Origin of the sequence: Thalassospira xiamenensis M-5 = DSM 17429, assembly GCF_000300235.2 — a bacterium.
Classification (GTDB): domain Bacteria; phylum Pseudomonadota; class Alphaproteobacteria; order Rhodospirillales; family Thalassospiraceae; genus Thalassospira; species Thalassospira xiamenensis.
This window is the reverse complement of record NZ_CP004388.1, coordinates 3,540,256-3,553,539: the sequence shown is the minus strand read 5'-3', so window position 1 is coordinate 3,553,539 and position 13,284 is coordinate 3,540,256. Positions and strand designations below refer to the sequence as shown.

Annotated in this window: 13 protein-coding genes; 10 read left to right on the top strand and 3 right to left on the bottom strand. The window is 54.0% G+C overall.

Going from position 1 to position 13,284, the window contains the following annotated elements; genetic code table 11:
- Positions 1-4 precede the first annotated feature (4 nt).
- The 5 genes from TH3_RS16530 to TH3_RS16510 are packed head-to-tail and all read left to right on the top strand — an operon-like array spanning position 5 to position 4,541.
- Positions 5-1,303, top strand: a complete 1,299-nt coding sequence (locus tag TH3_RS16530) for a nitrous oxide reductase family maturation protein NosD (protein WP_007089837.1) — start codon at positions 5-7, stop codon at positions 1,301-1,303.
- Positions 1,293-2,222: an ABC transporter ATP-binding protein gene (locus tag TH3_RS16525; protein WP_007089836.1), complete on the top strand. Its 930-nt coding sequence runs from the start codon at positions 1,293-1,295 to the stop codon at positions 2,220-2,222. The genes TH3_RS16530 and TH3_RS16525 overlap by 11 nt, the downstream gene beginning before the upstream one ends.
- Positions 2,219-3,043 carry an ABC transporter permease subunit gene (locus TH3_RS16520; RefSeq protein ID WP_007089835.1) on the top strand — a complete coding sequence of 275 codons (825 nt, stop codon included), beginning with the start codon at positions 2,219-2,221 and terminating at the stop codon, positions 3,041-3,043. The genes TH3_RS16525 and TH3_RS16520 overlap by 4 nt, the downstream gene beginning before the upstream one ends.
- Entirely contained in the window at positions 3,040-3,555 is a 516-nt protein-coding gene (locus TH3_RS16515; RefSeq protein ID WP_007089834.1) for a nitrous oxide reductase accessory protein NosL, read from the top strand. Before TH3_RS16520 ends, TH3_RS16515 begins: the two co-directional genes overlap by 4 nt.
- On the top strand, positions 3,552-4,541 hold the full coding sequence (locus TH3_RS16510; RefSeq protein ID WP_007089833.1) for an FAD:protein FMN transferase: 990 nt from the start codon (positions 3,552-3,554) through the stop codon (positions 4,539-4,541). The genes TH3_RS16515 and TH3_RS16510 overlap by 4 nt, the downstream gene beginning before the upstream one ends.
- Before the next feature lie 201 nt (positions 4,542-4,742).
- Here TH3_RS16510 and ubiV read toward each other — a convergent pair whose 3' ends face one another.
- The 3 genes from ubiV to ubiT are packed head-to-tail and all read right to left on the bottom strand — an operon-like array spanning position 4,743 to position 7,363.
- The gene (ubiV, locus tag TH3_RS16505) at positions 4,743-5,660 is read right to left on the bottom strand and encodes a ubiquinone anaerobic biosynthesis protein UbiV (protein WP_007089832.1); all 918 of its coding nucleotides are present in this window, start codon (positions 5,658-5,660) and stop codon (positions 4,743-4,745) included.
- A complete protein-coding gene (gene ubiU / locus TH3_RS16500) occupies positions 5,657-6,634 on the bottom strand; it encodes a ubiquinone anaerobic biosynthesis protein UbiU (RefSeq protein ID WP_007089831.1) in 978 nt (325 codons plus the stop codon). Before ubiU ends, ubiV begins: the two co-directional genes overlap by 4 nt.
- Before the next feature lie 24 nt (positions 6,635-6,658).
- Positions 6,659-7,363, bottom strand: coding sequence for a ubiquinone anaerobic biosynthesis accessory factor UbiT (gene ubiT, locus TH3_RS22495; RefSeq protein ID WP_007089830.1), 705 nt, complete (start codon positions 7,361-7,363; stop codon positions 6,659-6,661).
- A gap of 255 nt (positions 7,364-7,618) precedes the next feature.
- Here ubiT and TH3_RS16490 point away from each other — a divergent pair, with 255 nt between their 5' ends.
- The 5 genes from TH3_RS16490 to TH3_RS16470 all read left to right on the top strand — a co-directional run bounded on the left by TH3_RS16490 (position 7,619) and on the right by TH3_RS16470 (position 13,257).
- A complete protein-coding gene (locus TH3_RS16490; RefSeq protein ID WP_007089829.1) occupies positions 7,619-8,326 on the top strand; it encodes a DUF542 domain-containing protein in 708 nt (235 codons plus the stop codon).
- 185 nt (positions 8,327-8,511) lie between these two features.
- Complete coding sequence (locus TH3_RS16485) at positions 8,512-8,964, top strand: c-type cytochrome (RefSeq protein ID WP_007089828.1); 453 nt, start codon at positions 8,512-8,514, stop codon at positions 8,962-8,964.
- A gap of 27 nt (positions 8,965-8,991) precedes the next feature.
- A complete protein-coding gene (locus TH3_RS16480) occupies positions 8,992-10,335 on the top strand; it encodes a cbb3-type cytochrome c oxidase subunit I (RefSeq protein WP_007089827.1) in 1,344 nt (447 codons plus the stop codon).
- A 128-nt stretch (positions 10,336-10,463) separates the two neighbouring features.
- A complete protein-coding gene (locus TH3_RS16475) occupies positions 10,464-11,273 on the top strand; it encodes a CbbQ/NirQ/NorQ/GpvN family protein (protein WP_007089826.1) in 810 nt (269 codons plus the stop codon).
- Between the two features lie 13 nt (positions 11,274-11,286).
- A complete protein-coding gene (locus TH3_RS16470) occupies positions 11,287-13,257 on the top strand; it encodes a nitric oxide reductase activation protein NorD (RefSeq protein ID WP_076519688.1) in 1,971 nt (656 codons plus the stop codon).
- Positions 13,258-13,284: the final 27 nt, after the last annotated feature.

The following is a 13,284-nucleotide window of genomic DNA, read 5'->3' as shown; positions in this document are numbered from 1 at the left end:
CACGATGTTTCCGGTCATCCGTCCAAAGACTGCCATTAGAACCGCCTTATCTGCGCTGGCGGTTTTGGGGGCAACATTCTCGTCGCTGCATGCGTCGGAAATCGAGGCAGGCCCGTCAGATAAGGGATTGCAGGAGATTGTCGACACGGCACAGGACGGTGACCGAATTCTGCTCGGCCCGGGAGATTATTCCGGGCCGATCAGTCTGCATCGTCCGATCAGGCTTGAAGGCGGCAATGACGTTCGGATTGTCGGGAATGGAACCGGCAATGTGATTACCATCGACGGGCCGGATGTAATGCTTCGCGGTATTACCGTGACGGGATCGGGACTGGATTTATCAACACAGGATAGCGGGATTTTTGTAACCCCCAATGGCGACGGTGCCGTCATTGAAGACAGTGTGATCAGTGACAATCTGATCGGCATTTATCTTTCCGGTCCGGAAAACGCGACCGTGCGAAACAATATCATCGTCGGCCGGCAGGACCTGCGCGTAAACGAACGTGGTAATGGGGTGCAGCTTTGGAATACACCGGGATCGGTTGTGATCGGCAACGCAATATCTCAGGGCCGAGACGGTATTTTTGTGACGACCAGCAAACAGAACCGGTTCATTGGTAACGAATTTCGCAATGTCCGTTTTGCGGTTCATTACATGTATACGCATGACAGCGAAATCCGGGACAACCGTTCCTTTGACAATACGGTCGGCTATGCGTTGATGTTTTCGGATGGTTTGAAGGTAACGAACAACCTGTCACGCGGGGATCGTGACCACGGCATTCTGCTGAACTATGCCAATAAGTCCGAATTTAGCGGAAATGTCGTGGATCGTGGCGGCGAAAAGTGCGTTTTTATTTATAACTCCAACAAGAACGATTTTCGGGGAAACCGGTTCGAGGGCTGCGGGATCGGTGTGCAGTTTACCGCCGGATCTGAACGCAATGTCATTGTTGGCAATGCGTTTTCCGGAAACCGGACACAGGTCAAGTATGTCGGCACACGCTGGCTTGAATGGTCTGAAAACGGTCGCGGAAATTACTGGAGCGATAATGCCGCATTCGATCTGGATGGTGATGGTCTTGGGGATCGGGCCTATCGGCCAAATGACATGCTTGATCAGGTCGTCTGGGCCCATCCATCCGCCAAGCTTTTGCTGAATGCACCTGCAATACAGATTTTGAAATGGGCGCAGTCCCGGTTTCCGGCACTGCATCCGGGGGGCGTGATTGACAGTCATCCGCTAATGGCACCGCCGGTTATCGCCCGATTTGAAGGAGACGGCTATCATGCCGAATGATCCTGCAATTCTGCTTGAAAAAGTGACCAAGACGTTCGATCAGCAAAACGCTGTCAACGATCTGTCATTGGAAATTGGCGCAGGCGAGAGTGTTGCGTTACTTGGCCATAATGGCGCGGGTAAAACGACACTTATCAAGCTGATCCTTGGTCTTATGCGTCCTGACAAGGGAAATATCCGCATTCTTGGTGAGGAGAGCACATCCCGCCATCGCGGAAAGAACGCGCATGCATTTCTTGGATATCTTCCGGAAAATATCGCGTTTTATAACAGCATGAGCGGTGCGGAGACGCTGGCTTTCTTTGCCCGGTTGAAACGCCATCCCGTGTCAGACTGCGCACGGATCCTTGAACGTGTCGGGCTTGCCGACGCCGCGCATAAGCGGGTTGGGCATTATTCCAAAGGGATGCGTCAGCGTCTTGGTCTTGCACAGGCATTGCTGGGCAATCCGCGGATATTGATGCTCGACGAGCCCACGACCGGCCTTGATCCGGAATTGCGCAACGCCTTTTATGACATCGTGCGCGAACTTGAAGACAGTGGTGTGACGGTCATTCTGTCGTCGCATGCGCTGACGGAACTTGAAGCCCATACCCGTAAAATTGCGATCATGCGAAAGGGCCAACTGATTGCATCGGGAACCATCGATGATCTGCGCAGGCGGGCCAATCTGCCGGTGCATATCCGTCTGATCACCAGACCGGGAATGGGGGCCGCCTGTGCTGAAAAAATTCCCGACGGGATCGGCTGCGAGCGGATCAACGACCATGGTCTTGATCTGACCTTGCCGTCCGCACGCAAGATTGACGTATTGCGGCATCTGTCGGCCACCGTGCCGGAGCTTGACGACGTTGACATCAGGTTGCCGTCGCTTGGCGATCTCTACATGCATTTCCAGAAAGAAAGTGTGGTGTCATGAGAGAACTTGTCATCATTGCAATCAAGGAATTTCGGGACGGAATTCGCAATCGCTGGTTTTTGGGCGCGACCGCGGCGCTGGTCCTGTTTTCGCTTAGCCTTACTTTTCTGGGAAGTGCGCCGGCGGGCACCGTTGGCGTCGATCAACTGGCTGTTACGATCGTCAGTCTGGCCAGCCTTTCGGTCTTTTTGCTGCCATTGATGGCGTTGTTGCTGTCCTATGACGCGTTGGTTGGCGAGGTTGAACGCGGGACGATGCTTTTGTTGCTGACCTATCCGCTGTCGCGATCCGACATCATTATCGGAAAGTTTCTGGGCCAGACGCTGGGCCTTGGATTGGCAACTGTTCTTGGTTTCGGATCAGCGGCACTTGTCCTTGTTTACGGGGGGATTGAAAGCGCCAACTGGATGGCCTTTGGTGTTCTAATGGGGAGTTCGGTTGCGCTGGGGGCGGCTTTTGTCGCACTTGGATTGGCCATCAGTGCCATGCCCCGTCAACGGAGTGCCGCGGCGGCCCTGGCGTTTGGTTTGTGGCTTTGTCTGGTGATCGTTTATGACATGGCGCTTTTGGGGGCGTTGGTTGCCGATGGCGGCGAAGGCATAAGCGCACCGGTTTTCGATGTGCTTCTGACTGTCAATCCGGCTGATGCATTTCGCATGATCAATCTTTCGGGTTTTGAGGATGTCCGGGTTGCGGCCGGGCTAGTGATATCGGACCTTGAAGGTATCGGTAACGGTTTCGCACCCGTGCTCTCGCTCGGCATGTGGGTTGTTGTTCCGCTGATACTGGCGGTGGTGCTGTTCCGGAGGAAGCAGTTATGAAAGCCATTTTACCGTTTGCCGTTCTCGGAGCGATCCTGCTTGCGGGATGCCGCGAGCAGGAGATTGTCGCGCGGCCCGATCCGCAGGATCTGACACGCGATGTTTCTGGCTTTTTCTGCGGCATGATTGTTGCCGATCATCCGGGGCCAAAGGCCCAGCTGCACCGTAAATCGAATGGCGAAATTTTATGGTTCCCGTCGGTACGTGACGCGATTGCGTTTACGCTTATGCCCGGTGAAGCCCGTGACGTGGCGGTCATTTACGTCAATGACATGACCGGTTATGCCGACTGGCAATCCCCGCCGCCAAACTGGGTGGCCATTGATAGCGCACATTTCGTGATCGGCAGTGACATGACAAGCGGTATGGGAATTGGCGAAGCCGTGCCATTCGGGACCCTTGCCGCCGCCCAGTCATTCGTAACCGCGCATGGGGGGCAGATTGTCGACTATAAAGACATCCCTGATGACTACGTTTTTGATCTTGGACCTTCGGACGGAGGTGCGTCATGACAGACTTGAACCGTCGTCGCTTTATCACCCTGTTTGCCAGTGCGGCATCAATCGCCTTGGTATCCCCCAAGGCCTTTGCCGCGCCAGATAAGCTGCACCGTTGGCAGGGAACCGCCCTTGGTGCAGCGGCTGCAATCTATCTGGACGGCCTTTCGCAAGATCAGGCCGATGAAATGATTTCGTCGGCACTTTCCGAAATCGAACGACTGGAAAACATGTTCAGTCTGTATCGACCGGAGGCGACAATTTCGCGTTTGAATCGCGATGGATTTGTCGAAAACCCCGAACAGGAATTTGTTGAACTGATGTCGCGCGCGGCCATGATTTCCAGACATACCGATGGCGCATTCGATCCGACGATCCAGACCGTTTGGGCGCGGCTAACAGAACTGTCGCAGCAGATCGCTATCACTGATGAAGGTGCAGTTCATGCAGAAATCGGGAGGCTGAAATCCTTGATCGGATATGAGGCAATCCGGATTGAACCGAACCGGGTTTCCTTTGCGCAACAGGGCATGCAGGTCACGCTGAATGGTATGGCACAGGGTTATATCACCGACCGTGTCGCGGGGGTTTTCCGGCGAAACGGCATGAAGAATGTGCTGGTTGACCTTGGCGAAAAATACGCGATTGGTCCCAGAATAGACGGTACGGGATGGCCGGTAAGATTTGGCGGGAACGATGCGCAGTCGTCCAGTGGAGTCAGGATGTATTATGGTGCATTGGCAACGTCGTCAGGTTCGGGATTCAGGTTCAGTTTGAACGGGAATTATACCCATCTGATCGACCCGCGCAGCGGACATTCGCCCGCCTTGTGGGAGAGGGTGAGTGTCTTTGCAGATACCGCAACGGATGCCGATGCGTTTTCAACCGCGTTTTCGATGATGCGTGAAACCGAAATACGGCATGCAGCGCGTCATCTGCCTGTTCGAAAAATCCTTCTTGTGCCTTTGGGCGAGGTGCAGGAAATAGAAATTGATGTGTGATCCAAAAGCAGGAAACCCGCAAAGGCAGTCCTAATTGACGACCGTCAAGGAGTATCAAAGCAAATCAATTATACTCCAACCATCGTCAATACATTGAGCTGTCCACTCCCCTGCACAATGTATCGAAGGGCCACAGTTCATCAGGCTGTGGCCCTTTTCATATCTGTATTCGGGATATGGATATTTGCGCGGTGGGGAAGGCTATTCTGCCCGGGAACCAAGCGTTTCCCGGAGATCTGCACCCGGAAGGCTGTGCAGGAAGCCATCGGCGAAAGCCAGATCGTTTTGCATTTCCAGCAACGATTGCCTGACCTCGTCAGACGAGGTTTCACCGTCAATCAGACGACGGTAGAGATTGGCAACACGCACCATATCAAGAGTGTGCGGTGAAATCCGGAAGGCGTTAACACCGGCATCTTTCAGATCATCAATAGCGGTTGATAATTCCAGATAGTGACTGGACAGGGTTTGCAGACCATTGACGGCAAGAAACGGTGTGTGATCCAGCGTTTCGACATCCATGCCATCAAGGGCCTCGCCACAGACATATCGGCAGCCATCCTTGTGCAAGCCATGTGCGCGTGCAGAGTAGCACCGGGCTGATATGGCAAGCGGGACACGACCGAATATCTGGACTTCGATCTCGGCCGTTTTACGCGCGTTGCAAAGGGCTTCAATCGATGACATCGGCAATTCCCAGGGAAGCGATGCGCGGTGTGCACCTCTGGAAATCAGGTAGTCCAAGGTGCTTTCGTTATATGTATTGATGTACGGCCCGACGACATGCGGGCGGCCGGAAAGCAGGCCGATGGAAGATATGTCGTTGGCTTCGATCAGAAGGTTCGGCATTTCGGCAATTTCACGCAGCTGGGCGATCTCGCGTTCATTCATCACGAGGGCCAGTGTCGAGAAGACGACTTCCTTTCCGGCATTCTGAAGCCGTTCGATGATGTCGGGCAGATGTTTGTCAAAGAACGGCATGCGTTTGGCACAGACGACTTCACCAACATGGACTGTATCAACATCGATTTCATCGGCAATGCGGGCATAGAAATCCTTTTTACGGTTTTCGTCCCAGTGAAACAAAATAGGCCCCATGACCAGTCTTGATTTTGTCATTGCCAGCTTCTCCGATAGGCACCTGTTGTATCTGCCTGACCTTCGCTAAGGGCAGCCAGATTACTGCGCGTACCGGTTTGCCCATTGGCAATGCGATCAAGGGACGCGCGGAATGCGCCGACAACCTGCGTGATATAAGCCTTGCCGCGTTGGCGTCCTTCTATCTTAAGGGCGGTTACACCGGCATCGGCGAGTTCGGGCAGGATTGCGGTAACGTCAAGGCTGGTGGGTTCTTCGAACAGGTAACCGGCCTTGTCCATGGCGCGAAACCGGCCTTTGCAAAGGGTCGGATATCCGACCTTTTCATCGTTGCCGTAAACATTGATTGCAAAATTGCCAAGGCGGGAAACGGTGCTGTCGCCGCGTTCCTCGTAATGGACGTGGGCTGCTGGTGAACAAACGCCATTCATGTTGGGGCTTTCCCCTGTGGCATAGGAAGATAGCGAACAACGGCCTTCGGCCATGACACACATGCCGCCAAAGGCGAAAACTTCGGTTTCCACTGAAATGCGCCGGTTTAACATCCGGATTTCTTCGAGCGACAGGACACGCGGCAGAACCACACGGCGCACGCCAAACTCGCGGTGGTAAAAACGAATGGCTTCCTCGTTCGAGGCGGATGCCTGTACCGACAGATGCAGGCGTGCATCGGGATGTTTATCGCGGGCATAGCGCAGCAAACCGATATCGGCCAGAATGACGGCATCAACACCGATTGCAACCGCATCATCGACGGCCTTATGCCAGATATCTTCGGAACCGGCCTGCGGATAGGTGTTGCAGGCCAGATAGACATGCACGCCATGTCTATGTGCGAATGTAACGGCCTCGGCCAGTTCGGGTCGGGAAAAATTCAACCCCGGAAAGTTGCGGGCATTGGTCGCATCGCGGAAACCGCAATATACAACATCCGCACCGGCCTCGACGGCGGCACGCAGACTGGCGGGGGTTCCTGCCGGGCAAACTAGTTCCATGAAATCCCTGTATGTGTTTGTCGGTTATGAAGGATCGGGCAGGGCGAAATCATCACCTGCCAGCGCGGTCTGAGCGGTGCGCGGCGTGCGACGTTTTACTGATTTCTGAAGCCCTGAAATGTTTTCCGCATGTTCGCCAAGACGCCGGTCAAGTCCGCCCAGACGTTTTTCAATCGGGGACATCAGGGTGTCGGCAACGCGGTCCATGTCCGATTGCATCTGGCGATATGCCGCTTCGGCGGCGCGAAGTGCCAGACTTGCCACAGGACCCAACGCGCCGAAGCTTTCAATGACGGCCGAACGCAAGTCTATTTCTTCGCCGTCCAGAGCATTGCGAAGGGCAACGACAAGGTCGGTCCGGCCCTCTATTCGTAATGCGCGCGAGAAAAACAGCGCGTCCCCGTCGGATTTTCCTTCGAGCAGTTCCAGAAGGACCGGAAGCGGGCCGATGATCCGTGCCGCGATGATATTGTCATCCCCCTCATGGGCCGGGCGCAGGACGGGGGCCTTGGGATCAAGGGCAAGGAAAAGGTCGAGATCAAGATCGGTCGGGCATACGAGCAGGGCAAATGTTTCGCGTTCGGTGACCCGTTCGAAAACGGGTTTGTGTCGACGATACATGGTTGCCATGGCGTGCTGGCACAGACGTTCCAGCGCGAATGCCGGACCATTTCGAACGATGGGGTTCATCAGCAGAAAGGGTGTAAATGACGGGCGTTTGATTGACACGGCGGACTCCGGACCGAATTGGTTCCGGAAGTATTGTCATGTTTGGGTCTTAAGGTGTTGATGTCCGTCAAATCACTGAAAGATTTGAATTTTTACGGTTCTTGATAAGGCGGAAAGGTTCTGCTTTTGCAAGACAGTATCGGGCAGGGGGGATCGCAAAATTCCACGTAGGGCTACTTGACCATCGTCAACGTGACTTTTGGGAAGGTGCCTAAACTTGGGTGGATCAATATCCGGGGATGGAGGTCCGCCAGCATGCAATCCGATTTCACACATGATCAGGAGCCTGCCAATTCAGCAAATCTGGTCCATCGCAAGATCGGCGATCTGGTCGCAAGCTTTCCGGGGGCAACCCTGGTTTTGCGACGCCATAAAATCGGATTTTGCTGTTCAAGCAACAAGTCGCTGGACGAGGTCGCCGGTGCGAAAGGATTGGATGCCGGTCTGATTGCCCGTGAATTGTGCGATTTGCCCAAGGGGCCACTGACCTTGCCGGATCCAAATGATATCGATGGCTTCATCGATTTTATTCTGGATCGGTATCATCAGACCCATCGTGATGAACTGGCCGAACTCATCCTGCTTGCCCGGAAGGTCGAGGCCGTTCACGGAGATCATCCGGACGCCCCGGCGGGATTGGCCGACGCGCTGTTTGAAATGACGGAGAAGCTTGATTCCCATATGGCGAAAGAGGAAATGGTTCTGTTTCCGGCGATGCGCGAAATGCAACGCAACAGTGCCAGCACAATCCCCCTGATCATGCCGATCCATTGCATGCGCGAAGAACATGACGAGCATGCCGAAGCCATCCATAAACTGCAAAAGCTGACCAACAATTTCACGTTGCCCGACGGTGTCTGTGGTTCATGGCGGGCGCTTTATTCCGGCACGGCCAAGCTGGTCGAAGACCTGGTGGCGCATATCCATCTTGAGAATGAAATACTGTTTCCGCGTTTTGAATAGCCTGACGCGGTTTGCCTTATCCTTCCTGCCGTGCATTTCCGACCTCACCTGCCCCGCCATTGTGCGGGGCTTTTTTCGTTTGACGGTAGTCAAGGTGGGAAACGTCCAGTCGGGAAATGATTGCATGACGCCGTTTTGGGGACAGAGCGGCATTGAACTGCCAATCGGAGTGAGGATCCGTTCACATGTCGGAACGACTGACAAAATCTGCCGCCCGAAACATCTTCTACGGCGGAACGATCTTCTTTCTGGTCATCTTTATCGGACTGACCTTGCACAGTCACAACTATATCGTCAACGAGTCCAGCAATCAGGATCAGCTGACGCCATCGGTTGTCGCGGGCAAGCATGTCTGGGAACGCAATTCATGCATCAACTGTCATACGCTTTTGGGCGAGGGTGCCTATTTCGCACCTGAACTTGGCAATGTCTGGGTGCGGTATGGCGGTGAAGATGATCCGGAAGGTGCGCGCGATATGCTTAAGGCATGGATGGCCGCACAGCCCACAGGCATCGAAGGCCGCCGCCAGATGCCGCAATTCAACCTTACAGATCAGGAGCTCGATGAGCTTGTCGACTTCCTGAAATGGACCAGTGAAATCGACACCCAGAACTGGCCGCCGAACGAGGCGGGATAATCCGGTGCTGATGGAAACGAGGCTACAATGAAATATCAATCGCAAAAGGTTGCGCTGTATTACATATACGGCGCGCTGACATTGTTCGCAGCCCAGATTCTGTTCGGCGTGGTGGCGGGCACTGTCTATGTTTTTCCAAACGTCTTGTCCGAACTATTGCCGTTCAACGTCATTCGCATGATCCACACCAATGCCCTGATCGTCTGGTTGTTGATGGGGTATTTCGGAGCTGCTTACTATTTGCTGCCCGAAGAATGCGAAACCGAACTGCACAGCCCGAAACTGGCGATTATCCAGTTCTGGCTGTTCATGGTGGCAACCGCTGCTGCAGTTGTCGGATACATCCTTGGCTATCACGAAGGGCGTGAATTCCTTGAACAGCCATTGCCGATCAAGGTCGGTATCGTCGTGGTGGCGCTGATGTTCCTTTACAACACCACGCTGACACTGCTTAAGGGGCGGAAAACCGCAGTATCAAACGTACTGATGGTTGCCCTTTGGTTCGTCGCGTTGCTGTTCCTGTTTGCGTTCTATAATCCGTCCAACCTTGCGGTGGACAAGATGTACTGGTGGTATGTCGTGCATCTTTGGGTTGAAGGCGTATGGGAACTGATCATGGCGTCGATCCTGGCGTTTCTGATGATCAAAATGACGGGTGTTGATCGCGAAGTCGTTGAAAAATGGCTTTATGTCATGGTTTCACTTTCGCTGTTTACCGGCATTCTGGGTACCGGCCATCACTATTACTGGATCGGAACCCCGGGATATTGGCAGTGGATCGGCAATGTGTTTTCCACGCTTGAGGTCGTCCCGTTCTTTGCCATGGTTGTTTTCTGCTTCTACATGGTTTGGAAAGGCGGCCGGGATCATCCGAACAAGGCGGCTTTGCTTTGGTCGCTGGGCTGTTCGGTCATGGCGTTCTTTGGCGCTGGCGTATGGGGATTCATGCATACCCTGTCGTCGATCAATTACTACACCCACGGGACTCAGATTACCGCAGCACATGGACATCTGGCTTTCTACGGGGCCTATGTGATGCTTAATCTGGCAATCTTTACCTATGCGCTGCCTTATCTTCGCGGGCGTGAACCTTATAACCAGCAGCTCAATATGTGGGGCTTCTGGATCACGACCAGTGCGATGGCCTTCATGACCTTTACCCTGACATTTGCGGGTGTCGTACAGACCCATCTGCAACGTGTTCTGGGAATGAATTACATGGAAGTCCAGGACCAGGTTGCCCTGTTCTACTGGATGCGCTTGGGATCGGGTGTTGTCGTGCTGATCGGTGTCACCATGATTATCTGGTCACTGGTGGTGGCACCGCGTGATGCAAGCGTAACAGCCGGGGCACGTCAGCCTGCCGAATGACGGCAATCAAGTCTGTGTGTTCGATTTCATGCTCTCTTCCATGACGACACATGGCGGACAACGACCGGTTGGTTCCCGCGACCGGTCGTTGTCATTTTCGGCCTCCCCATTTTCCAAGGAGCATTCAAATGCAGACCGCTCTTAAAGACGTACTCGCCCAGCAAGACGTTCCTTATTATCAGTCTACCGGCAACGAACAGCAGCTGTTTGAAACAGCCTGGCAGCAGCATCTGCCCTTGTTGTTAAAGGGACCGACCGGTTGCGGGAAAACACGTTTTGTATCCCATATGGCTGCAAAGCTGGGCGTTCCGCTTTATACCGTTTCCTGCCATGACGATTTGACCGCTGCGGATCTGACGGGGCGCTATCTGATCAAGGGCGGGGAAACGGTTTGGGTGGATGGTCCGTTGACACGTGCGGTCCGGCACGGTGGTATCTGCTATCTTGATGAGGTGGTGGAGGCGCGCAAGGACGTGACGGTGGTCCTTCATCCGTTGACGGATGATCGGCGTCTGTTGCCGCTAGACCGGACGGGCGAGATGCTTGAAGCTCCTGCCAATTTCATGCTGGTGGTGTCCTATAACCCCGGTTACCAGAACCTTCTGAAGCAGCTTAAACCATCGACCCGACAGCGTTTTCTGGCCGTCGAGTTCGATTTCCCGGACGCGGAAACCGAAAAAGCGGTCATCATGCGTGAAACCGGGATCGATGTTGAACGGGCAGCCCTTCTGGTGCGCATTGCGGGCAATATTCGCAAGCTTACCGGTATTGATCTTGAAGAAGCTGTTTCAACCCGGTTGCTGGTCTATGGCGCGACGCTTCTGATGGCCAATGTAGCATTTGATGACGCCATCAATGCGGCCATCATCGAACCACTGTCGGATGATGCGGATATCAAGGCGGGCCTTCGCGAGGCCATCGGGATTATCCGGGGCTGACAGCCGGGAGGCGATGATGAGTTTCGATTTTCTGGAATTCGAAGAACAGGTCGGCATGATCTGGCACCGGATTGCATCACGCAATCAGGAAAGCTATCGCGATCATGTTGAACACGCGATCACGTTTGCTGAATTGCGCGGTCATTTGCCGGTGATTTTTCGCACCCTTGGTGGCGACCCGGCGTTGGAATTTGCCCAGATTGATAAACGGGTTTCGGGGCATCGGCTACGCTGGCGGCAACGGATTGGTCTGGTGGATGAACAGATCACGATGGCCGAAATGAACGAGGCATCGGTAAAGCTGCCCGCGTCCATTTCACTGTTTCCGTCCCGTGATCTTAACCGTGATTTTTATATCTGGCTGATGGCATGGTTCGCGGTTTCGGTACCACAAGCCATTTCGCTGGACGTTGCGCAAAGCCCCTTATTGGTCGATATCATGCGACTTTCCCGGGCACGGCAAACCGATCAAGATGTATGTCGCCATTTCCCCGGCATCATCGGTTTGCGTCAACGCCTGTATGACGCGTTTCTTGTGTTGCGGCCGGTGCGTCCTTTGCCCCGTGTCGAACAACAGGTTGAAGAATGCGTTCTGCGGATTCTTATGGGTGTAGGGCAACAGGATGAAAATGATTTGTGGCCCGTTGTTAACGCCGTCGGCACAGGTGTTGATATTGCTGCGATGGTCAGTGTTGCGGGTTTGCAATCGCATCGTTATTCGCCATTCCTTCCCGTTCCACTTTGGGGGGAAGCCATGTGTTCCGGAACGGCTGGTCGTGTTGCCAATACCGACACGGACGAGGATGGAAATTCGTCAGACGGCAGTCAGGAACGTAAAAAACGCGCTCGTCGACGCAAGAATGATCAGGCTGGTCGCAATGATCCCCTCGCATTAAACCGGTTTGAAAAAATCCTTTCGATAGCCGAGATGGTCAATGTCAATCGGCCGATGGATGACGAGGACGAGCAGGATGCAAAGAAAGCGGCTGACGAGCTTGACGAAATGGAAATTTCCGACTGCAAACGCAAAGCGGCAACCAAATTGCGTTTCGATCTGGATCTGCCGCCACGCGAAGCTGATGAAGGACGCGTGATTGGTGAATGGACCTATCCGGAATGGGATTACCGTCATCAATCGTATCGCCCGGATTTCTGCAAAGTCGTCATGCAATCCGGTGATGAAAAAGTCAGTGAGTGTGATGTCTGGCATCCGGGTGAAACCGAACGGCGACAAATCCGCCAGGTTCGCCGCCAATTCGAAGCGTTTCGGCCGCGCCATGAAATTCTGCGCGCGCAAAGTGATGGAAGCGAGCTTGATCTCGAAGCATTGGTGCGCGCCCGCTGTGACCAGAAAGGCAGTGGAGAACTCAGCGACAGGCTTTATCTGAACACGGTTCGACGGGCACGCGATTTGTCGGTTGCGGTACTGGTCGATGTATCATTGTCGACCGATGCCTGGATACAGGATCAACGGGTTCTCGATGTTGAAAAGCAGGCGCTTTCGGTGCTGGCTGGTGGGCTGGATGCATGTGGGGACGAGTTTGGTATCTTCAGCTTTACATCACGTCGTCGGGATTGGGTGCGTATTAATGCGATCAAGATCTTCGACGAGGAATGGTCACGTTCTACGCAGGACCGGATACAGAAGCTCCGTCCAGGGTATTACACGCGGTTGGGGGCTGCCATCCGCCATGTTGGAAAGCTGTTGGGGGATCGACCGCACCAACACCGGTTGATGCTGGTAATCACGGATGGCAAGCCAAATGATATCGACCATTACGAAGGTCGCTACGGCATAGAGGATAGCCGCCGTGCGGTACGTGAATGCCGAAAGGCAGGGCTTGGCCTTTTCGGTGTAACGGTCGATCAAAGGGCACAGGATTACTTCCCCTATATCTTTGGGGCAGGCGGGCACGCAATTGTCAGCAAGCTGGAAAACCTTCCGGCGGCCTTACCACGTATCTATCGCCAGCTTGTATCTTGAAAACGGGTGATAATATGCAAGCTCGTC

Bases quoted from the DNA above. Each gene is read 5' to 3' on its own strand.
- TH3_RS16525 (WP_007089836.1), top strand. From the start codon at position 1,293: ATGCCGAATGATCCTGCAATTCTGCTTGAAAAAGTGACCAAGACGTTC.
- TH3_RS16480 (WP_007089827.1), top strand. From the start codon at position 8,992: ATGAAATATCAATCGCAAAAGGTTGCGCTGTATTACATATACGGCGCG.
- TH3_RS16515 (WP_007089834.1), top strand. From the start codon at position 3,040: ATGAAAGCCATTTTACCGTTTGCCGTTCTCGGAGCGATCCTGCTTGCG.
- ubiU (WP_007089831.1), bottom strand. From the start codon at position 6,634: ATGGAACTAGTTTGCCCGGCAGGAACCCCCGCCAGTCTGCGTGCCGCC.
- TH3_RS16475 (WP_007089826.1), top strand. From the start codon at position 10,464: ATGCAGACCGCTCTTAAAGACGTACTCGCCCAGCAAGACGTTCCTTAT.
- TH3_RS16520 (WP_007089835.1), top strand. From the start codon at position 2,219: ATGAGAGAACTTGTCATCATTGCAATCAAGGAATTTCGGGACGGAATT.
- ubiV (WP_007089832.1), bottom strand. From the start codon at position 5,660: ATGACAAAATCAAGACTGGTCATGGGGCCTATTTTGTTTCACTGGGAC.
- TH3_RS16530 (WP_007089837.1), top strand. From the start codon at position 5: ATGTTTCCGGTCATCCGTCCAAAGACTGCCATTAGAACCGCCTTATCT.
- TH3_RS16490 (WP_007089829.1), top strand. From the start codon at position 7,619: ATGCAATCCGATTTCACACATGATCAGGAGCCTGCCAATTCAGCAAAT.
- TH3_RS16510 (WP_007089833.1), top strand. From the start codon at position 3,552: ATGACAGACTTGAACCGTCGTCGCTTTATCACCCTGTTTGCCAGTGCG.
- TH3_RS16470 (WP_076519688.1), top strand. From the start codon at position 11,287: ATGATGAGTTTCGATTTTCTGGAATTCGAAGAACAGGTCGGCATGATC.
- TH3_RS16485 (WP_007089828.1), top strand. From the start codon at position 8,512: ATGTCGGAACGACTGACAAAATCTGCCGCCCGAAACATCTTCTACGGC.